The sequence below is a fragment of the Streptococcus sp. FSL W7-1342 genome (assembly GCF_037966635.1).
In the GTDB taxonomy this organism is placed as follows: Bacteria; Bacillota; Bacilli; order Lactobacillales; family Streptococcaceae; genus Streptococcus; species Streptococcus salivarius_D.
In genome coordinates this window covers 1,650,427-1,670,769 of the sequence record NZ_CP150200.1, presented here as the reverse complement: position 1 = coordinate 1,670,769, position 20,343 = coordinate 1,650,427, and the positions used below count along the sequence as shown (strand labels likewise).

Sequence of the window (20,343 nt, the reverse complement as noted above, 5' to 3'; positions counted from 1 at the left end):
GTCCTATGACCTATTATATTTCAGCCAAACGTTTTTATTTTGAAAATAAAATCAAGGAAGGTGGCTACCTAGCGGTTGTGGATGGCCGTTTCGGTGACTGGACGGAAAATGTACCAGAAGGTGCAGAAATACTGGACTACAGTAATTATCAGATTGCTCCGGGTCTTGTAGATACTCATATTCATGGATTTGCGGGTTATGATGTCATGGATAATTCTGAGGAAAGTCTTCTAGGTATGAGTCAAGCCTTGCTTTCAGCAGGTGTGACCTCCTTCTTACCGACAGCCCTAACAGCCCCATTTGAAGAGCTGAAGGCTATTTGCCAAACAACAGCTAATACGGTTGGTAAGGAAACTGGTGCCAAAATTCAAGGGCTCTTCTTTGAAGGACCTTATTTCACTGAAACCTATAAGGGGGCTCAAAATCCTAAATACATGGACAATCCAAGTGTGGAACAATTGAAGGCGTGGCAGGAGGCAGCTCAAGGCAAATTGATTAAATTGGCTCTTGCCCCTGAACGTGAGGGAGTAGCTGAATTTATCCAGGAAGCAACCAAGCAAGGTGTAACTATTGCTCTAGGTCATTCCGATGCCACATATGAAGAAGCTATGGCAGCAGTGGAAGCCGGGGCGTCCGTTTGGGTCCACGTCTATAACGGAATGCGTGGTTTTACGCATCGTGAGCCTGGTATGGTTGGGGCAGCCTTCGATAGTCCAGAAACGATTGGTGAGTTGATCGCTGATGGTCATCATGTGGTCCCTGCAGCTTGTAAGGTTCTTATCAAGCAAAAGACTCCTCAAGGAGTTGCCCTTATTACAGACTGTATGTCAGCGGGAGGACGTCCTGATGGCGATTATATGCTGGGTGAACTTCCTGTCATCGTCGAAAATGGTACCGCCCGTCTCAAAGAAGGTGGTAATCTAGCTGGATCTATCCTACAACTTAAAGACGGTGTCAAACATGTGGTTGACTGGGGACTTGCGACGGTTGCTCAAGCTCTACAAATGGCAACCAGTGTTCCAGCTAAATCGGTTGGGATTGAAAATACTTGTGGAAGCCTAAAAGCAGGTCTACCAGCTGATTTTATCGTCTTAGATGACTCCTTGGACTTACAAGCAACCTATATTGATGGACGAAAAGGTTGGGAAAAGTAACAGTTTAAGTAGCACTTTCTGTAGAAGGTGCTATTTTTAGTTGATTTTTACAAAGGTTTAAGAGTAGTGTAAAATAGAAATACTTTGTATTTGACAGGAGGTAATATGTCAAAACGTATTTGGAGCATTGCTCTGGCCTATGTCGGTGTAATGATTGGTGCAGGAGTATCTTCAGGACAGGACCTCTTACAGTATTTTGTTAGTTTTGGAGCCTGGGGGTTGATAGGTGTCATAGTTCTAGGAGTTTTGCATGTTGGCTTTGGGCGACTCATGATTGCTCTGGGAAGTTATTACCGTTCAGATGATCATTCGGTAGTCCTGGCAGAAATCAGTCATCCTGTGATTTGCCGTATTTTGGATATCGCTTTGATTATCACTTGTTTCCTGTTTGGTTTTGTGATGACAGCAGGTGCAGGGGCTAACCTAAACCAACAGTTCGGCTTTCCGATTTGGGTAGGTGCTTTCCTTTGTACAGCTCTGACTATCTTTGTGAGTTTCCTAGATTTCAAAAAAATCATCGGTGTTATTGGAGTTTTTACCCCTATGATTCTGGTTATGATTGCCATGATATTTGTGACCAATGTTATAGGGCGTCACTGGGATTTTGCTGAGATGGATAAGGTATCGCAAACCATTCAATCTCCTTTTCCGAGTATCTGGCTGTCAGTGGTTAACTATTTTGCCGTTTGTGTCATGTCAGCAATAGCCATGGCCTTTGTGATGGGTGGCTCTATTCTCAAAATCAATGAAGCTGAAAAGAGTGGAGCCTGGGGAGGATTTATGGTTGGTGTGATTTTCTTCGTCACGACCTTGATTCTCTTTGCTAACAGTGATAAAATTGCTAGCTCGGATGTTCCTATGTTGGCTATTGCTAAGGAAGTGACCCCTATCTTTGCGACGCTCTATGCCTTGGTCATCTTTGGCTTGATTTTTAATACCGTCTTTAGTCTTTACTATGCCCTTGGGAAACGTTTCTCAGCAGGTAGTGATAAGCGCTTCAAGTTGTTTGTGGTTGCATTTGCCCTTGCTGGTTTCGCTATTTCCTTCATGGGCTTCCGTCAACTGGTAGCGGTTATGTATCCTATTATCGGTTATCTGGGAATGCTGATGTTGGTTGTGCTGGTTGTGGCTAGCTACCGCAAAAAAGCCAAAATTCGTAAGGAAAAGGAAATTCGAAATCATCTTTTGTCTATCGTTGAGAAAGCTTATGATCCCAATCAAGATTTAACCCATCAGGACAAGAAAAAGGCCAAAGAACTTCGAGAAGCCTCAATTATTGATAATGACATTCTCCGTGAAGATAGCCATGCACATGTTCGTCAGGAAATGGGAATCAGTGAGAAGGATTAGGATTTTATTTTACAAGTTTCTCTATTTCTGCTATAATACTGACAAGAAAGAAGGGCTTATGGCGTTTTTCTAGCGAGCTTGGGATAGTGAAAGCCAAGTAGAGCAAAGTAGGCAAGTGGCGCTTTCTCTCAGTAAAGAGCTGAGTACAAACAGATAAAATGAAGTAATAAATTAGGGTGGAACCGCGTTTCTGACGCCCCTAGGTCAAACGACTTAGGAGCAGAGACACGGTTCTTTTTGTATCCTGAGTCACAAGAAACTTTATGAATAAGGAGTAAATAATGTCTAAAAAATTGACTTTCCAGGAAATCATCCTTACTTTGCAGCAATACTGGAATGACCAGGGTTGTATGCTCATGCAGGCTTATGATAATGAAAAAGGTGCGGGAACAATGAGTCCTTACACTTTCCTTCGTGCTATTGGTCCCGAGCCATGGAATGCGGCTTATGTAGAGCCATCACGTCGTCCAGCTGATGGACGTTACGGAGAAAACCCAAACCGTCTTTACCAACACCACCAATTCCAAGTGGTGATGAAACCATCACCATCAAACATCCAAGAACTCTACCTTGAGTCATTGGAAAAATTGGGTATCAATCCTTTGGAACACGATATCCGTTTCGTTGAAGATAACTGGGAAAACCCATCAACTGGTTCAGCTGGTCTTGGTTGGGAAGTTTGGCTTGATGGTATGGAAATCACTCAGTTCACCTACTTCCAACAAGTTGGGGGATTGGCAACTGGTCCGGTAACTTCTGAGGTCACTTACGGATTGGAACGTTTGGCTTCTTACATCCAAGAAGTAGATTCTGTTTACGATATTGAGTGGGCTCCAGGCGTTAAATACGGAGAAATCTTCCTTCAACCAGAATATGAACACTCAAAATACAGCTTTGAAGTTTCTGACCAAGATATGCTTCTTGAAAACTTCGAAAAATTTGAAAAAGAAGCAGGACGTGCTTTGGAATTGGGTCTTGTTCACCCGGCCTATGACTACGTTTTGAAATGTTCACATACCTTCAACTTGCTTGATGCTCGTGGAGCAGTATCCGTTACAGAACGTGCCGGTTACATTGCCCGCATCCGTAACTTGGCCCGTGTCGTAGCCAAAACCTTCGTCGCAGAACGTAAGAAACTTGGTTACCCACTTCTTGACGAAGCCACACGCGCAAAACTCCTAGCAGAAGAGGAAGAATAACGAGAGCGTATTAGATGGGATTGGCTGATCGAGCAATCCTAAAGAACCAGTTGCCGCAGTGATAAAGGTATCGTTAGAGAAACTAACGATACCAGGCAAAATTGGAGACCTTAGGCTCCAATTTTAGCAATGAAACGACGAAGTCGGTTGCTTGCGTGCCAATCACATAAGGCAAACTGGAAAAAAAGATATTTTTCGGAGAAAAAACATGACAAAAAACTTATTAGTAGAACTAGGACTTGAAGAGTTGCCAGCCTACGTTGTCACACCAAGTGAAAAACAACTCGGTGAGAAAATGGCAGCCTTCTTGGATGACAACCGTCTTTCATACGAAAGCATTCAAACTTTTTCAACACCACGCCGTTTGGCAGTCCGTGTGATTGGTTTGGCTGATCAACAATCTGATTTGACCGAAGATTTTAAAGGACCTTCTAAGAAAATTGCCTTGGATGCAGATGGAAACTTCTCAAAAGCGGCACAAGGATTCGTCCGTGGGAAAGGCTTGACGGTTGATGATATTGAATTCCGTGAAGTCAAAGGTGAAGAGTACGTTTATGTCACTAAGCACGAAGCTGGAAAACCAGCTAAAGAAGTCTTGGCTGGCGTTCCAGAAGTGCTTGCTTCATTGACCTTCCCTGTCAGCATGCACTGGGCTAACAATACATTTGAATACATTCGCCCAGTTCACACCTTGACAGTTCTTTTGGGCGACGAAGCGCTCGACCTTGATTTCTTGGATATCAAGTCAGGTCGTGTGAGTCGTGGACACCGTTTCCTTGGACATGAAGTGGAAATTACTAATGCGGATTCTTATGAAGAAGACCTTCGTACCGTTTACGTGATTGCGGATAGCAAAGAACGTGAAAATATGATTCGTGAGCAAATCAAGGCTATCGAAGCAGAACAAGGTGTTCAAGTTCAAATCGAAGAGGGACTTTTGAATGAAGTCTTGAACTTGGTCGAATACCCAACTGCCTTTATGGGAAGTTTTGACACTAAATATTTGGACGTTCCAGAAGAAGTTTTGGTTACCTCAATGGAAACACATCAACGTTACTTTGTTGTACGTGACCTTGATGGTAAACTTAAACCAAACTTCATCTCAGTCCGTAATGGTAACGCTGAGCACTTGGAAAATGTTATCCGAGGAAATGAAAAAGTATTGGTGGCACGTCTTGAAGATGGTGAATTCTTCTGGCGTGAAGACCAAAAACTTAAGATTGAAGACCTCGTTGCTAAATTGGCTAACGTAACCTTCCATGAAAAAATCGGTTCTCTTTCAGAACACATGGCTCGTGCGGGTGTTATTGCAGCGTCACTAGCTGAGCAAGCTGGTTTGACTGCTGAAGAAACAGCAGCCGTAGCTCGTGCAGCTGAAATCTACAAATTTGACCTCTTGACTGGTATGGTCGGAGAGTTCGATGAATTGCAAGGAATCATGGGTGAAAAATACGCCCTTCTCGCTGGTGAAGATGCTGCGGTAGCGACAGCTATCCGTGAGCACTACCTTCCTGATTCAGCAGACGGAGCTCTTCCAGAGACTAAGGTTGGTGCTATCCTTGCGCTTGCAGATAAATTGGATACCCTACTTTCATTCTTCTCAGTTGGCTTAATTCCATCAGGTTCAAATGACCCTTATGCGCTTCGTCGTGCAACACAAGGGATTGTTCGTATCTTGGATGCTTTTGGTTGGCATATCCCTATGGATGAGTTGATTGACAGCCTTTACGGACTTTCATTTGATAGTCTTTCATATGACAATCAAGCAGAAGTCATCAACTTCATCAAAGCGCGTGTGGACAAGATGATGGGACGCACTTCAAAAGATATCAAAGAAGCCGTTCTTGCTGGTTCAAACTTTGTCGTGGCTGATATGCTTGAAGCAGCTGACGCCCTCTCAGAAGCTGCTAAGGCTGATGGCTATAAGTCAGCTGTTGAGTCACTTTCTCGTGCCTTCAACTTGGCAGAAAAAGCGGATGCTTCAGTGACAGTCGATGCTAGTCTCTTTGAAAACGACCAAGAAAAAGCCCTTGCTAAAGCGATTGAAGAGCTTGAATTGACAGGTTCAGCAAGTGACAAATTGGCACAGCTCTTCGCTCTTAGCCCAGTCATCGATGCCTTCTTTGACAATACTATGGTTATGGCAGAAGATGAGGCTGTTAAAAACAACCGTTTGGCCCTTCTTGCAGGTCTTGTGTCTAAAGCTAATGCTGTTGCAGCCTTCAACCAATTGAACACAAAATAGAGGTGAAAGGGAATGGATCCTAAAAAAATTGCTCGTATCAATGAGCTTGCTAAAAAGAAGAAAACAGAAGGTTTGACTCCAGAAGAAGCAGTGGAACAAGCAAAACTTCGTGAAGAATACATTGAAGGTTATCGTCGTTCGGTTCGACATCATATCGAAGGAATTAAAGTCGTTGACGAAGAGGGTAACGATGTGACACCTGAAAAACTACGTCAAATACAACGTGAAAAAGGTTTGCATGGCCGTAGCCTTGATGATCCTGAATCATAATAACGATGAACAAGGGTTTGGAATTTTTCCAAGCCCTTGTTTTGAAGTATAAAATTCTGAATATTCTGTATAAAATTGACCAATTATTTCAAAAATGGTAAAATATAAGTTATGTTAAAAAATGGCATGATTCAATGAGTCGTGCTCAATAGAATTGGAGTGAAAAAAATGTCGCAAAAGCAACATCATAAAGACGACGACAACCAGACTGAGAATGGGATGGTACGTGGTCTTCAAAACCGTCACGTCCAGCTGATTGCCATCGCTGGTACCATCGGTACAGGTCTCTTCCTAGGGGCAGGGCGTTCTCTCTCCCTAACAGGACCTTCAATTATCTTAGTATATATACTAACTGGTATCTTCATGTATCTTATGATGCGAGCGATCGGTGAGATGCTCTATATGGATCCTGACCAGCACACTTTTATCAACTTTATTACCAAATACCTTGGTAAGGGCTGGGGATTCTTTTCGGGTTGGTCTTACTGGGTATCACTGATATTCCTTGGAATGGCAGAAATTACGGCCGTATCAACTTATGTCCAATATTGGTTCCCAAGTTGGCCTGCCTGGCAGATTCAGATTGTCTTCTTGATTATCCTGAGTTCGGTTAACCTGATTGCGGTTAAGATTTTCGGAGAAGTTGAGTTTTGGTTTGGGATGATCAAGATTGTCACTATTCTAGCTCTTATCGCAACAGGTATCTTCATGGTAGCAACCAACTTTGAAACGCCTGCTGGACATGCTAGCCTTGCCAATATTACACACGGCTTCCAGATGTTCCCTAAAGGTTGGGTAAGCTTTGTTATGACCTTCCAAATGGTCTTCTTTGCTTACCAAGCCATCGAATTTGTAGGGATTACAACTTCTGAGACAGCAAATCCACGTAAGGTTTTACCAAAGGCAATCAAGGAGATTCCGATTCGTATTGTCATCTTCTATGTGGGTGCCCTCATTGCCATCATGGCTATCTTCCCATGGCAAAAACTTCCAGTTAATGAATCACCGTTCGTAACGGTCTTCCAAATGGCTGGTATCAAGTGGGCAGCAGCCTTCATTAACTTTGTAGTCTTGACAGCAGCGGCGTCATCATTGAACTCAACACTTTACTCTACAGGTCGTCACCTTTTCCAAATTGCTAAGGAAACACCAAATAGTAAAGTCATGAAAGCTTTGAAGCTAGATACTTTGTCACGTAATGGTATTCCTTCACGTGCCATCATTGTTTCAGCTATTGTAGTATGTGTTTCAGCCTTCATCAATGTCTTGCCTGGTGTATCTGATGCCTTCGCTTTGATTACCGCATCATCATCAGGGGTCTACATTGCCATCTATATCTTGACCATGCTTGCTCATCTCAAGTACCGCAAATCTCAAGAGTTTATGGCAGATGGATTCCTTATGCCAGCCTACAAGATTCTTAATCCATTGACTATCCTTTTCTTCATCTTCGTCTTTGTTTGTCTCTTCTTGCAAAAGTCAACAGTTGTCGGAGCTATTGGGGCAGCCATCTGGATTGTCGTATTTAGTATCTATAGTAACTGGAAACACAGTAAATAAATCAATTTAGCTCACCTTTATGGTGAGTTTTTTGTTGCAAAAAAAGGACACAAGGTGTCCCAGTAACTATTTATGCAATACTTTCTTGGTTTCCATGGTGAAAGAAGCCACCTAAGAGGCCCTTGCTACGATGGAAAATAGCAGGCTTATGATCGTTGTGTGAACGACCATTAACATCAAGTTTAGCCCATTCAAGAGCCTGGTAGGCATTTCGATCTGAAACTGTAGATGTCCCAATATAGCTATAGATACCTGCCTGAGCAAGAATAAACCCTTGCAGTTGGCGACTATGCTCATCATTGAGGGCTTCGGAAAAATGAATCTTAACTGTCTTATAAGTTAAAGCTTGGACAGACTCGACGATTGGTGACTCTGCTAAGAGGTGCAAAAGTTCTTGATGCTTAGTAAAGTACTTATCATAGTCCATTGGAAGAATGATAGTATGGGCAATCCAATCTTCCAAGTTGGCTTTAGCTTTTTTACTGAGACCTTTTGCTGTGATACTGAGATCATCTATATTGAAAGGAAGCTGGTTGATGTGAGCAGTGTTTGAACCATATGCCTTTCTGAAAAGCGGTGTACTTGATAGAATATGTCCAGTGGGAGAAATAATAGCCAAGGCCGTTTCCTTGGTTTGGTAACCAAGCTCGTGGCATTCCATACTAGCGTATGTGTCTTTAAATTCAATAATTGCTCTTGTTTTCATCGTGTAACTCTCTTTCTGTTAGTTTATAAACTAACAATAGTTTATCATGACTTATAATCTTGGTCAAGATTTTACCCCCAAAAACAAAAATATTTTTGTAAGGGCTTGCAAAAATATTTGAACTCTGATAAGATAGAACCATAGCAAAAGGATTGTTACTGGTCAGCAGGCAAAACCTAGATAAATACGAAAAACTAATGGGAGTAGTGTATGCTCATCCCGATTGGTTCTTGGTATTTATTTAGGTTTTTTTCGTTGAAAAAGCCTCAAAGAAAACTAGGATCCTAGACAAGAAAGGAGCCCTTATGGCTAAATATACTGAATTAGCTGAGGACATTCTCAAACACGTTGGTGGCAAGGAAAATGTTAATAGCTTGAAACACTGTGTGACACGTTTGCGCTTTGATTTGAAAGATGAATCTAAAGCAGATGATGACTACCTTAAGAACCGTGACGGAGTTGTTACTGTTGTTAAGGCAGGTGGACAATATCAGGTAGTTATCGGTAACCATGTGCCTGATGTTTATGCGGAGGTTCTCCAAGTTGGAGGTCTTCCAGCAGGTGGAAGTATTGATCTTGATGAGGGGGATGCACCAAAGGGAAATCTCTTTGACCGCTTTGTATCTTTGGTATCAAGTATTTTCCAACCTTTCCTTGGTCCATTGGCTGCAGCCGGGATTATCAAAGGGGTAGTCGCTATCATGGCAGCATGTGGCCTGTCAGCTGCGACAAGTCCTATGTATGTCATCCTTAATGCGGCGGGGGATGGTTTCTTCCAGTTCTTGCCAATCTTGATTGCCTTGACTTCAGCTCGTCGTTTCAAGGTTAATGAGTTTACAGCTATTGCGATTGCAGGAGCACTTGTTTATCCTGATATTGCTACGCTAGTGACAGCTCTTCAAAAGGCAGGTCAAGGTCATGTTCTAGGGGTTATTCCGTTTACGCTTCCTGCAGGGGGGTACCTATCAACAGTAATGCCTTCTATCTTGGCAATTTGGGTGGCTTCCTACATTCAAAAATTCTTTACCAAGATTACTCCTGATGTCATTAAAGTCTTTGCGGTACCTTTCTTTACATTACTGATTACAGTGCCATTGACTTTCTTGGTTGTAGGTCCGCTTGCTAATAGCTTCTCAGACCTATTGACTAATGTGTTCCAAGCAATTATGGGATTCAGTCCAGTCGTTTACGGTTTTGTCCTTGGTGTTCTCTGGCAAATTCTTGTTATGTTTGGTATGCACTGGGCACTTGTTCCACTTGGTATCCTTGAAGTTACGACTAAAGGTCATTCTACGATTTTGCTTGCTGCTCTTCTTCCATGTTTCACGCAAACAGGGGTTCTAGGAGCTATCATGCTTAAGACAAAAGAAGACAAAGTGCGTACCATCTCTATGCCAGCCTTCATTTCATCAATCTTTGGGGTTACAGAACCTGCTATCTATGGGGTGACCCTTCCGATGAAAGTCCCATTCTATATCTCATGTGTAGTTTCAGGGTTCCTTGGAGCTGCGATGATGGGATTCAATATTCCAATGTATTCAGCAGGTGCTATGGGTATCTTCGTCTTCCCAACTTTGATTGGTCCTGATGGTAGTCTTAGCAAAGTCACTCTTGCAATTATTATTGCCATTGTGGGTGCTCTTGTATCCTTCCTTATCCAACTCTTTGTACGAGTACCAAATCTATACGGTGGTGGAGCAGCTAAGGTTGAGGAAAAAGCTGAAGAAGCTGTACCTGCTCCTAAGGAAATTCAACAAGAAATTATTGCGAGCCCAATTATCGGGAATGTTGTCCCACTTGACCAAGTTCCTGACCAAGTCTTTGCCTCAGGAGCTATGGGTAAGGGTATCGCTATTGACCCTACTGATGGGGTGGTTGTCACACCAGCTAAGGCAACCGTTAATTTAGTCTTCCCTACTGGACATGCGATTGGTTTGACAACTGAAAATGGTGCAGAGCTTCTCATTCATATTGGCATGGACACTGTTTCTCTTGCCGGTAAAGGCTTCAAGACCTATGTGGAAGCAGGTGAAGTTGTAGAAGCAGGGCAAAAACTTATAGAATTTGACCTAGCAACTATCCGAGAGGCTAAATTACCAGTTATCACGCCAGTTATTGTGACCAATACAGCTGACTTTGATGATGTCTTAACGACTAAAGAAGCTCGTGTTAACACTGGTGACTATCTCCTCACTGCTGTTAAATAAAAAAGAAATCCGAGAATCAACTTCTCGGATTTTTGTTTATTTGAATTTGTAGTCTTTAACAACTTCAACGGAATTAACCATTACATTTTCTTTTGGTTTGCTGTTGTCATTGACTTCAAGGTTAGCAATGGTATCAACGACATCCATGCCTTTGATGACTTGTCCAAAGACAGTATATTTGGTATCACCAGCTGGGTAACCGCCTTTTTTGTAGGCGTCAATGATAGGTTTTGGATAGCCGGCATTTCCTAGTTGCTTGCTTTGATCGTCCTTGTTTTGAACAATGTAGAATTGGCTGCCGTTTGAATTCTTAGCACCAGTATTGGCCATAGCAAGTGCGCCACGGATGTTGTAGAGGAATGGTGTAGGCTCAACAGCGAAACCCTTCTTCCAGATAGATTCTCCTCCAGTACCGTCACCCTTAGGGTCACCACTTTGAATCATGAAGTCCTTGATGACACGGTGGAAGGTAAGTCCATCATAGTATTTGTCCTTGGCATGTTTCAAGAAGTTTTCAGAAGCCTTAGGAGCAAGTGTAGGGAAGAGTTTGACTGTGATATCACCCTTTGAAGTATGGAGGATAACTTCAGCTTCGTCCTTACCGACCTTATCTGACAACTGTGGGAAGGCATCTTTTCCAGATTTTTGGGCTTTTTCTAATTGTTTAGTGAATATCTTATTATCAACATAAGCATCTCCACGAACGGCGCGTGCGATGTTCTCACGAAAGGCAAAACCTAGGCCTGCGATAACAAGTACAATAATTAATGGAATGTACTTTTTAATGTTTTTCATATATAACTCCTTTGGTGCATTATACCTACTATTGTAGCAGAAAAAAACCTTTTGGGAAACGGTTAACAGGGGTCTTTAAATATGGTAGAATGGGATTATCAACAAGAAAATGAACAATGGGACTAGATAGAGGGAAAAGGTTGCCTTAGGCTATGCCTGGCTTTTGAAGGGACGCATGCTACTTGCTCTTATCAGAGATAGGTGTCTAAATCCTAACTATAGAAAACTTCGCTAAGCTGAAGTGACCTCTTGTTTGGATTTCTTGAAAAAAGGAGATTTTTATGTCAACTAAAGCAGAATGGGCTGAACTCTTTGAGTCGGTACACGGGCGTAAGCCTAGCCCCCAAGAATTTTTGGATGCTAAAGCAGCTGACTTTGATACAAGTGCTTTGGCTGCTCAAGCAGCATCTGTAGAAGCACCAGCTAATGAACCTGTTGCTGAAGAAGTAGCTCCAGAACCAGTTGCTACTGAAGAAGTCACAGAACAAGATGATATCGCAGATGTGGCTGAAACAGCTGAAGATGCTGTCGCAGAACAAGCAAGTAGTGAATCACCATTTGGTGCAGAATCTTTCTCAGAAGCACCTGTGCAACAACCAACACCACAATTTGATTCAAGCATGTTTGAAAAGGCACCTATCTCTTCAGCTCAGGGATTTGGAACAGTTCCTAATCCAGCAGCAGCTGGCTCAGCAGATAAACCTCTTTTCAATCTTATCTTGCCAATCGTTGCGATTGCACTTTCATTAATCTTTGCAATCTTGGCATGGTTTGTAAGTCCTGCTTGGGTCTTCATCATCTTGACAGTCCTCGCAGTTGCGGTAGCAGTTGTTTCGCTTGTCTTTAGCCTTAAATCAAGCAAGAAATTGCTTTCAATCATTGCAACAGGTGTTGCTGGTCTCATGCTCTTTGTGTCTATTGGTGGTTTGATTTTCCAAATCTCTCAAAATGCTAGCAACAACACAAGCTCAAGCAAGACATCAAAAGTTGCTGATAAAGACGACGATGACGCTGACAAGAAAGATGACAACAGCGATTCAAAATCAGACTCAAAAGGTGATAGTACTGATGTCAACGACTACATTGACAAAAATGCTAAATTTGATTGGAATGAATCTAAGTTCAAGAAGTTGAAAGCAGGTAAAGACACTGTTAAATCAATCGTTAAAACATACGGTAAGGCGTCAGATGCTGAGGTGTCAGGTGATGAGTTGAAGTTGACATACTCTGGTAAAGACTATGGTGAAAGTGTTTACCTAACCTTTACGAAACAATATGATGGTACATTTATCTTGTCATATGCTTCAGGTAGATTCCCTCAAGATAAGGTAGAAGTTGATAAGTCTTATAAATCTGATTGGACAAAAGAACAGTTTGATGCTCTCAATAAGGGTGATTACACTGATCCATCAAATGGTACGAAACTTGAAGATGTCGTTAAGGATCACCCTAAAGCTTCAAGTGCAGAATACACGATTTCAACATCTCGTCAAGGTGAATTCACAAAAGAAATGACTATTTCTTATAGTGATTATAAGGCTGAAGATGGCAAACTCAAGAGTGTTTACTTGTCATTTGATACCAAAGAAGGTGAAGATACATTCTACCTTACTTATAAATCAGGTCCAGATGAGGATTAATTAAGGGACAGGAGGGGAAACCTTCCTGTTTTTTCTTGATAGAAGGAGAAAGCTATTGAAATTCTTAAATTATACATTCGAGCAAAGCCAGTCTCTTGTCACTAAGGAAACTGTAGACAAGCTCAATCAAAAAGGGAGCTGGAAACGATTTATTGGCTTGTTTATCACTTCAATTGTTATTTATTTCTTCTCTATTGCCATGTCTTTTGTAGTATTGTAAAATTTTACTGCCTTTAGGTTCTAATGTACTACCATTTCGTACTTTTAAGAGGTACTATTCTCCTCGTTGCGTAATGACTTGGAGCGTTGCATCCTAGTTTCTAAGGACGTTGCGCATATTTTACTATTCGTTGCGTGCTTTTAGTCATGGGTCTTGATAAATTTAAAGTAACAAATCTGAGGAGGTATTCTTAATGTTACAATTTATTAAGAAAAACAAAACTAATTTTATATAGGTGCTTACTTTTGGATTAATGGGGTTGATACTGAAACCTTTAGTTAATTTATTGGTCAGTTTATCAAACAGATATCCGTGGGTTACGAGAATGTTATTGTTTCTATTACTCGTTGCTACTTACTTTATTTATAAACATCCTCTCTATATAATAGTAATAGCAATTTTGTTAGCAGAGCCTTTTATCAAAGAATAGAAATAAGCTAGGGGTATTAAAATGGACATTGCTACGTTGATTAAAGAATATAGAATTAAAACAGGTATGACTCAGCAAGAACTTGCAGATAAAGTATTTGTTACTCGTCAGACGATTTCTAAATGGGAATTAGGAAAAAGTGAACCTGATAATGTTTCACTGGAACTATTATTTAAAGAGATGAATATTGAAAAAGAATCTCAAAAAGACATTAAAGCTAATTTAATTAGCAGAAAAAAATTTTTACTTACAATAATTGCCGTTTTATTCTCTCCATCGATACTTATTATTAGACTATTGGTACTTAAAATAGGCAAGATAGAAAATAAAAGATTAGTCATTTTGATCAATACCCTTCTCTTTATAATAATTGGGATTTATATGAAGAGTTTAAAGGATAATGTATACTTTGGTTTCTTGGGGATCATTGCAATTGCTTATAGCCTTTATAGTTTTTATAAGCTTAGTTTGGAGATTAAAAAGGACTAGATACATAACTATACATATAAATATAAAAACTACTCTTACTAATATTGAACTGCCCCAAAAAGTGTGATCGAAAAAATCTTACTTTTAGGTGCAGTTTCTTTTCTTCTTTCGTCTATTTTCATGAGATGGCTTGTCGCTTAAGCACCTAAGGTAGTCTCAAAAAATTCTCTCTTATATCCGACCTTATTTTCATAAGACCAGATTAAAGTATGATAAAATAAAGAAAAAGAGATAAAGGAGTCGGCTATGGCAACTAGAGAAGAATGGGTGCGTCACTTTGAGGACGTCAATGGACGTAAACCAAGTCCTGAGGAGTTTATGGAAGCTAAGAAAGAGAGCTTTGTCATTGCTTCGGAGGAACCAAGTGTCCAAGTGTCTGAGCAGGTTGAGGCTCAGCAGGTGGATAGCTCTGAAGCTACTGAAGAGGTGTCAGCTGACTCAGTAGCAGATACGCAACCAGACGAGGCTCAGGTGGCATTAGAGGAGGAAGCTCCTAAGCTAATGCCTGAGTTGAATATGGAGAAAGAGCAAGAAAAAGAAGCTCCAAAGGCAAGTCAGATACCTTTGGAAAACCCTTATTACAAACCAAAAGTAACCAAGAACAATGCTTTTGTTAATATTGCTTTGCCAATCATTATCCTAGTTTTGGGGATTCTATTTGTCATTTTGTCTTGGACGCTTCCTATCGGTTTTGTCTTTACTTTCCTTGCCTTCTTCCTTATCATTTTAGCTATTGTGACTTTGGTTTTGAGTCTGAAGTCGACACGCAAGGCACTATCTATTATTGCCCTAGTCATGTCAATCATCTTCTTTATGACTTCGCTTGCTGGAGCAGGTTATCAAGCGGTGAAATATGTCATGAACCATGCTGAGCAGTTCCAAAGTGACGGTCACGATAGAGCTTATCTGTATATCGATGAGAATAATAAGTTTGACTGGACTGAGGATCAGTTTAAGGAGTTGAAGGTTGGTACTTTGACATTGGATGAGGTCTTGGATGCTCACGGTAAGGCGACTGATGCCGAGTATAGTGATGCTTACGAGGAAGATAAACCAGATTTGCTAGATCTTACCTATAGAAAAGAAAACACAGATGGGAACAACTATGTTCGTTTGACTTTCGAGAAAAAAGACGGTGTCTATGTTTTGAAATCTGCCTCAGCAACCTTCGACTATGATAAGGTCAAAGAAGTTGATGACTATCATAGCAACTGGACAAAAGATGACTATGAAAAGTTGTCTGTAGGTACACAAGCTGATTTGCTCAAGGGGACACGACTTTCTGAGGTGGTTGAAAAACACCCAGAGGCTAGCTTCACTTATCATGAAATGACACAAACTGAACAAGGCGATCTCACTCAGTCAGTCAGTCTTAGCTACCGTGATTATAATCCAGAAAGTGGTAAGGTAGATGCTGTTCGTTTGACCTTCGACTATGACAAACGTGAAAACGAGTACTTCTTGACAGACAAATCAGACGAATAAGACTACTTTTTAATGAATTCAAGCTCAGGGTTGCCTGAGCTTTTTAGTATCAACAAAAGAGGATAAAATCTGGTATAATAGCATTGATTGATTTTTCAAGAAAGAAGTGTCACACATGAACATACAACAACTACGTTATGTCGTAGCCATTGCCAACAGCGGAACCTTCCGTGAGGCAGCCAGCAAGCTCTTTGTGAGTCAGCCTAGCCTTTCGGTGGCTATCAAGGATTTGGAGCAGGAGCTGAATTTCCAAATTTTCACCCGTACAACGACGGGGGCTGTCTTGACCAGTCAGGGCATGACTTTTTACGAGCGTGCGCTTGAGGTGGTACGCAGTTTTGATAGTTTTGAAAATCGCTATCTTAATGCTTCTGAAAAGGGCAACCAGTTTTCGATTGCCAGCCAGCACTATGACTTTTTGCCACCTTTGATTACGACTTTTTCAGAGCGTTATCCTGATTATAAGGATTTCCGTATCTTTGAGTCTACGACCATTCAGATTTTGGATGAGGTAGCCAAGGGGCACAGTGAGATTGGGATTATCTATTTGAATCGTCAAAATAGCAAGGGAATCCAGCAAAATATGGACAAGCTTGGGCTTGAAGCTATTGATTTGATTCCGTTTAAGACGCATATTTATCTCCGTAAGGGGCATCCTCTGGCTAAAAAAGAAAGTCTTGTCATGGAGGACTTGGCGGCCTTGCCAGCAGTGCGTTTCACTCAGGAGAAGGACGAGTATCTTTACTATTCTGAAAACTTTGTGGATACGTCAGATTCGTCTCTGATGTTTAACGTGACAGACCGTGCGACCTTGAACGGTATCTTGGAACGTACGGATGCCTATGCGACGGGATCTGGTTTCTTGGATGCACAAAGTGTGAACGGGATTACGGTTATTCCCCTTGAGGATAATTTGGATAACAAGATGGTTTATGTCCGTCGTAAGGGGATTAACTTGTCATCTTGTGCTCTCAAGTTTGTCAATGTTATGTTTGACTACTTTGATACTTACAAACCATAGGAGGACTTATGCGTAAGGTTGCGATTCCTTTGGCTATTCTGGCTCTGATTGGTTTGGATCAGTGGGTTAAGCATTGGGTTGTGGCAAATATTGCCCTTAACCAAGTTATCAAGGCTATTCCTGGATTTTTCAGCTTAACCTATCTACAGAACCGTGGTGCTGCCTTTTCCATTTTACAGGATCAGAAATATTTCTTTGTGATTTTGACGGTTCTAGTGATTGGTGCGGCTATGGTTTATCTGGTTAAGAATTACCAGAAGAGTCTTTGGCTGGTGCTATCTTTGGTTTTGATCATCTCAGGTGGTATTGGTAACTTTATCGATCGTGTGCACTTGGGTTACGTGGTTGATATGGTTCAGCTTGATTTTATTGATTTTGCAATATTTAACGTGGCAGACTCCTATCTAACGGTGGGCGTACTGCTCTTGATTTTAATCTTATGGAAAGAGGAAAATGGAAGTCATCATTAAAGAGGCGGGAAACCGTCTGGACAAGGCTTTGGCAGATTTGACAGAATTGTCACGTAGTCAGGCTAATGAAGCGATTAAGGCTGGAACGGTCTTGGTTAATGGTAAGTCGGCAAAGGCCAAGTATGCGGTTAAAGAGGGTGATGTCATCACCTATGAATTGCCAGAAGAAGAGGTCTTGGAATACAAGGCTGAAGATATTCCTTTGGATATTATCTACGAAGATGCGGATGTGGCAGTGGTCAACAAGCCTCAAGGCATGGTTGTCCATCCATCAGCTGGTCACACGTCTGGTACCTTGGTCAATGCTCTGATGTATCATGTCAAGGACCTCTCGTCTATCAATGGTGTGGTTCGTCCAGGGATTGTCCACCGTATCGACAAGGACACGTCTGGTCTCCTTATGATCGCTAAGAATGATAAGGCCCACAATGCTTTGGCGGCTGAGCTTAAGGATAAGAAGTCCCTTCGTAAGTATGTGGCTATCGTGCATGGCAATCTACCTAACGATCGAGGCGTGATTGAGGCTCCGATTGGGCGCTCAGCCAAGGATCGTAAGAAGCAGGCAGTTACAGCTAAAGGAAAACCTGCAGTAACACGATTTACCGTTCTTGAACGTTTTGGCAACTATACGTTGGTAGAGTTGCAGCTAGAAACAGGTCGCACACACCAGATTCGTGTGCACATGGCTTATATTGGTCACCCGGTGGCGGGAGATCCTCTTTATGGGCCACGCAAGACCCTCAAGGGCCCTGGACAATTTCTACATGCTAAGACTCTTGGTTTCACACATCCTACGACTGGAGAATTGGTCAAATTTACAGCGGAAGAACCTGCTATTTTCAAGGAAACCTTGGAGAAGTTGAGAGAAGCTTAACAGTTATTAAACGGATAGTCTTTCTTGGGAGGGGCGTCCGTTTTTTTCTTGTAAAAGAGTCTGAAATTTGCTATAATTTACCTAATTAAATAAGTCCTTTAATCACTGTCCAGAGAGGCAGGCAAGGAGCCATGAGAAGTGTACGGGTGAACTGTACTCATATTTTTGTGTATCTCCTTGTTTTCGAGGGGATTTTTTTGTATTTAGAAAGGTTCTTTTTATGAAGAAAAAAGAGATCGTCGATGACGTAACCATGAAACGTGCCATTACACGTATCACTTATGAGATTATTGAACGTAACAAAAATCTCGACAAGATTGTCTTGGCTGGTATTAAGACACGTGGTGTTTATATTGCACAGCGTATTCAAGAGCGCTTGAAACAGTTGGAAAACCTTGATGTGCCATTGATTGAGCTTGATACTAAGGCTTTCCGTGATGATGTTAAGGCTGAACAAGACACATCTGTTTTCCCTATTGAAATTGATGGAACAGATGTTATCCTTGTGGATGATGTGCTTTACACAGGTCGTACGATTCGTGCAGCTATTGACAATATCGTTAGCCATGGACGTCCAGCGCGTGTTGGTTTGGCTGTCTTGGTTGACCGTGGTCACCGTGAATTGCCAATCCGTGCGGACTATGTTGGTAAAAATATCCCAACTAGTGAGTCAGAAGAAATTGAAGTTTTGGTCGCAGAAGTTGATGGCAAAGATAGCGTCAACATTATTGACCCAAGCTAAGTTGGCTGACAGATAGGGTGAAACGCCCTTTGTATCTTGTTAATTGAACACGGGACTCATTTCTTAGGAAAAAAGATAAGTCTCCTAGCACTCTTGGGAGTGCGGTGTCGACTTCCTATTTTTCTACAGAAATGTTTGGCTAAGCCAAAGCGTCCCTTTGTATCTTAATTTAAGGAGTCCTTTGATATCGTGAATAACGTAAAATATGATGTGAATGATATGCCAAAACCTGGTTTATTGGTTGGTTTGTCATTCCAGCACTTGTTTGCCATGTTTGGTGCGACGGTGCTTGTGCCGATTTTGGTTGGGATTGATCCCGCTATTGCTCTTTTCTCATCTGGTTTGGGAACTTTGGCTCACTTGACGGTGACCAAGTACAAAATTCCAGCTTACATGGGGTCTAGCTTTGCCTATATTGCGGCTATGCAGACACTTATGAAGACTGATGGAATTGCAGCGGTCGCTCAAGGTGCCATGGCTGGTGGTTTGGTTTACTTGCTTGTGGCTCTGATTGTTAAGTATGCGGGTAAAGACTGGATTGATAAGGTCCTTCCACCAATCGTGGTTGGTCCCATTATCATGGTGATTGGTTTGAACCTTGCAGCCAATGCAGTCAATGATGCGACAACTTTAAATAAAAGCTATAGTATCTATGCTCTATTGATTTCGATGGTCACTCTCTTTGCGGTTATCCTCTTTAACATGTATGGCAAGAAGATTGTCGGTGTCATCCCAATTTTGCTTGGTTTAATTGTGGGCTATATTTTCTCAGCGGTTCTTGGTTTGCTGACAGGACATAGTTTTATCAATTTCTCAGAGGTAGCGGCGGCACATTGGATTCAAGTTCCAAACTTTGATATTCCATTTGTGGATTATAGCTTTAAGCTCTATCCAAGTGCGATTTTGACCATGGCTCCGATTGCCTTTGTGACGATGACCGAACACTTTGGTCACGTCATGGTTCTAAACAGTTTGACTGAGCGTGACTACTTCAAAGATCCAGGACTTGACCACACCCTTACTGGTGATGGTTTGGCACAGATTATCGCTGGGTTCTTTGGAGCTCCTCCGGTAACTTCTTATGGTGAAAATATTGGGGTTATGGCCCTCAGTAAGGTCTACTCAGTTTACGTTATTGCGGGCGCAGCAGTGATTGCGGTCTTGATGAGCTTTATTGGTAAGCTATCAGCACTCTTGCATTCTATTCCAACTCCTGTATTGGGCGGATTATCTATTGCCCTCTTTGGGGTTATCGCTGCTAGCGGTTTGAAAATTTTAGTTGAACATAAGATTGATTTTGATAACAAAAAGAATCTCTTGATTGCTAGTGTTATCTTGGTATCTGGTATCGGTGGTTTGATGATTGACCTTGGCGGTCTTCAAATCACGGGTGTGGCAAGTTCAACCATTCTTGGTATCTTGCTTTACCAAATCTTGCCAGATCCTAAAAAAGGTAGCAAAGATTAGTCAATCAATTTAAAAGGAA

At 41.6% G+C, this 20,343-nt stretch carries 18 protein-coding genes; 16 read left to right on the top strand and 2 right to left on the bottom strand.

What is annotated here, in order from left to right; translation table 11 throughout:
• Positions 1-5 precede the first annotated feature (5 nt).
• The 6 genes from nagA (at position 6) to NSQ79_RS07620 (ending at position 7,778) form a co-directional block, all read left to right on the top strand.
• On the top strand, positions 6-1,154 hold the full coding sequence (nagA, locus tag NSQ79_RS07645) for an N-acetylglucosamine-6-phosphate deacetylase (RefSeq protein WP_164332296.1): 1,149 nt from the start codon (positions 6-8) through the stop codon (positions 1,152-1,154).
• 105 nt (positions 1,155-1,259) lie between these two features.
• Complete coding sequence (locus NSQ79_RS07640; protein ID WP_339313465.1) at positions 1,260-2,504, top strand: hypothetical protein; 1,245 nt, start codon at positions 1,260-1,262, stop codon at positions 2,502-2,504.
• A gap of 281 nt (positions 2,505-2,785) precedes the next feature.
• Complete coding sequence (gene glyQ, locus NSQ79_RS07635; RefSeq protein WP_002886077.1) at positions 2,786-3,703, top strand: glycine--tRNA ligase subunit alpha; 918 nt, start codon at positions 2,786-2,788, stop codon at positions 3,701-3,703.
• Between the two features lie 208 nt (positions 3,704-3,911).
• Positions 3,912-5,948, top strand: coding sequence for a glycine--tRNA ligase subunit beta (glyS, locus tag NSQ79_RS07630; RefSeq protein ID WP_045769031.1), 2,037 nt, complete (start codon positions 3,912-3,914; stop codon positions 5,946-5,948).
• A gap of 12 nt (positions 5,949-5,960) precedes the next feature.
• Entirely contained in the window at positions 5,961-6,218 is a 258-nt protein-coding gene (locus tag NSQ79_RS07625; RefSeq protein ID WP_045769030.1) for a DUF896 family protein, read from the top strand.
• 168 nt (positions 6,219-6,386) lie between these two features.
• Positions 6,387-7,778: an amino acid permease gene (locus NSQ79_RS07620; RefSeq protein WP_301356995.1), complete on the top strand. Its 1,392-nt coding sequence runs from the start codon at positions 6,387-6,389 to the stop codon at positions 7,776-7,778.
• A gap of 70 nt (positions 7,779-7,848) precedes the next feature.
• Here NSQ79_RS07620 and NSQ79_RS07615 read toward each other — a convergent pair whose 3' ends face one another.
• Positions 7,849-8,484, bottom strand: coding sequence for a nucleotidyltransferase (locus NSQ79_RS07615; protein ID WP_175062542.1), 636 nt, complete (start codon positions 8,482-8,484; stop codon positions 7,849-7,851).
• 305 nt (positions 8,485-8,789) lie between these two features.
• On the opposite strand from NSQ79_RS07615, the gene NSQ79_RS07610 reads away from it, so the two are divergent.
• Positions 8,790-10,691, top strand: coding sequence for a beta-glucoside-specific PTS transporter subunit IIABC (locus NSQ79_RS07610; RefSeq protein WP_301357000.1), 1,902 nt, complete (start codon positions 8,790-8,792; stop codon positions 10,689-10,691).
• Positions 10,692-10,727: 36 nt separating this feature from the next.
• Here NSQ79_RS07610 and NSQ79_RS07605 read toward each other — a convergent pair whose 3' ends face one another.
• On the bottom strand, positions 10,728-11,486 hold the full coding sequence (locus tag NSQ79_RS07605) for a peptidylprolyl isomerase (RefSeq protein ID WP_175062544.1): 759 nt from the start codon (positions 11,484-11,486) through the stop codon (positions 10,728-10,730).
• A gap of 281 nt (positions 11,487-11,767) precedes the next feature.
• On the opposite strand from NSQ79_RS07605, the gene NSQ79_RS07600 reads away from it, so the two are divergent.
• From NSQ79_RS07600 to NSQ79_RS07560, 9 genes are all read left to right on the top strand, one after another.
• Positions 11,768-13,126, top strand: coding sequence for a hypothetical protein (locus NSQ79_RS07600; protein WP_175062545.1), 1,359 nt, complete (start codon positions 11,768-11,770; stop codon positions 13,124-13,126).
• A 55-nt stretch (positions 13,127-13,181) separates the two neighbouring features.
• Positions 13,182-13,346: a hypothetical protein gene (locus NSQ79_RS07595; RefSeq protein ID WP_004183021.1), complete on the top strand. Its 165-nt coding sequence runs from the start codon at positions 13,182-13,184 to the stop codon at positions 13,344-13,346.
• 451 nt (positions 13,347-13,797) lie between these two features.
• On the top strand, positions 13,798-14,265 hold the full coding sequence (locus tag NSQ79_RS07590) for a helix-turn-helix domain-containing protein (RefSeq protein ID WP_014633472.1): 468 nt from the start codon (positions 13,798-13,800) through the stop codon (positions 14,263-14,265).
• A gap of 246 nt (positions 14,266-14,511) precedes the next feature.
• The gene (locus NSQ79_RS07585; RefSeq protein ID WP_175062546.1) at positions 14,512-15,750 is read left to right on the top strand and encodes a CD20-like domain-containing protein; all 1,239 of its coding nucleotides are present in this window, start codon (positions 14,512-14,514) and stop codon (positions 15,748-15,750) included.
• A gap of 115 nt (positions 15,751-15,865) precedes the next feature.
• A complete protein-coding gene (locus tag NSQ79_RS07580) occupies positions 15,866-16,771 on the top strand; it encodes a LysR family transcriptional regulator (RefSeq protein WP_149561215.1) in 906 nt (301 codons plus the stop codon).
• Positions 16,772-16,779: 8 nt separating this feature from the next.
• Positions 16,780-17,241 carry a signal peptidase II gene (gene lspA / locus NSQ79_RS07575; RefSeq protein WP_175062547.1) on the top strand — a complete coding sequence of 154 codons (462 nt, stop codon included), beginning with the start codon at positions 16,780-16,782 and terminating at the stop codon, positions 17,239-17,241.
• Positions 17,225-18,115, top strand: coding sequence for an RluA family pseudouridine synthase (locus tag NSQ79_RS07570; RefSeq protein ID WP_014633469.1), 891 nt, complete (start codon positions 17,225-17,227; stop codon positions 18,113-18,115). The genes lspA and NSQ79_RS07570 overlap by 17 nt, the downstream gene beginning before the upstream one ends.
• A gap of 220 nt (positions 18,116-18,335) precedes the next feature.
• Entirely contained in the window at positions 18,336-18,857 is a 522-nt protein-coding gene (gene pyrR, locus NSQ79_RS07565) for a bifunctional pyr operon transcriptional regulator/uracil phosphoribosyltransferase PyrR (RefSeq protein WP_002886175.1), read from the top strand.
• Positions 18,858-19,046: 189 nt separating this feature from the next.
• Complete coding sequence (locus NSQ79_RS07560; protein WP_045769018.1) at positions 19,047-20,324, top strand: solute carrier family 23 protein; 1,278 nt, start codon at positions 19,047-19,049, stop codon at positions 20,322-20,324.
• Positions 20,325-20,343 lie beyond the last annotated feature (19 nt).

Excerpts from the sequence above, each read along its gene's own strand:
- glyS (WP_045769031.1), top strand. The coding sequence starts at position 3,912 with ATGACAAAAAACTTATTAGTAGAACTAGGACTTGAAGAGTTGCCAGCC.
- NSQ79_RS07600 (WP_175062545.1), top strand. The coding sequence starts at position 11,768 with ATGTCAACTAAAGCAGAATGGGCTGAACTCTTTGAGTCGGTACACGGG.
- NSQ79_RS07605 (WP_175062544.1), bottom strand. The coding sequence starts at position 11,486 with ATGAAAAACATTAAAAAGTACATTCCATTAATTATTGTACTTGTTATC.
- NSQ79_RS07620 (WP_301356995.1), top strand. The coding sequence starts at position 6,387 with ATGTCGCAAAAGCAACATCATAAAGACGACGACAACCAGACTGAGAAT.
- NSQ79_RS07640 (WP_339313465.1), top strand. The coding sequence starts at position 1,260 with ATGTCAAAACGTATTTGGAGCATTGCTCTGGCCTATGTCGGTGTAATG.
- NSQ79_RS07570 (WP_014633469.1), top strand. The coding sequence starts at position 17,225 with ATGGAAGTCATCATTAAAGAGGCGGGAAACCGTCTGGACAAGGCTTTG.
- nagA (WP_164332296.1), top strand. The coding sequence starts at position 6 with ATGACCTATTATATTTCAGCCAAACGTTTTTATTTTGAAAATAAAATC.
- NSQ79_RS07580 (WP_149561215.1), top strand. The coding sequence starts at position 15,866 with ATGAACATACAACAACTACGTTATGTCGTAGCCATTGCCAACAGCGGA.
- NSQ79_RS07590 (WP_014633472.1), top strand. The coding sequence starts at position 13,798 with ATGGACATTGCTACGTTGATTAAAGAATATAGAATTAAAACAGGTATG.
- NSQ79_RS07615 (WP_175062542.1), bottom strand. The coding sequence starts at position 8,484 with ATGAAAACAAGAGCAATTATTGAATTTAAAGACACATACGCTAGTATG.
- NSQ79_RS07625 (WP_045769030.1), top strand. The coding sequence starts at position 5,961 with ATGGATCCTAAAAAAATTGCTCGTATCAATGAGCTTGCTAAAAAGAAG.
- pyrR (WP_002886175.1), top strand. The coding sequence starts at position 18,336 with ATGAAGAAAAAAGAGATCGTCGATGACGTAACCATGAAACGTGCCATT.
- NSQ79_RS07610 (WP_301357000.1), top strand. The coding sequence starts at position 8,790 with ATGGCTAAATATACTGAATTAGCTGAGGACATTCTCAAACACGTTGGT.
- NSQ79_RS07585 (WP_175062546.1), top strand. The coding sequence starts at position 14,512 with ATGGCAACTAGAGAAGAATGGGTGCGTCACTTTGAGGACGTCAATGGA.
- lspA (WP_175062547.1), top strand. The coding sequence starts at position 16,780 with ATGCGTAAGGTTGCGATTCCTTTGGCTATTCTGGCTCTGATTGGTTTG.
- glyQ (WP_002886077.1), top strand. The coding sequence starts at position 2,786 with ATGTCTAAAAAATTGACTTTCCAGGAAATCATCCTTACTTTGCAGCAA.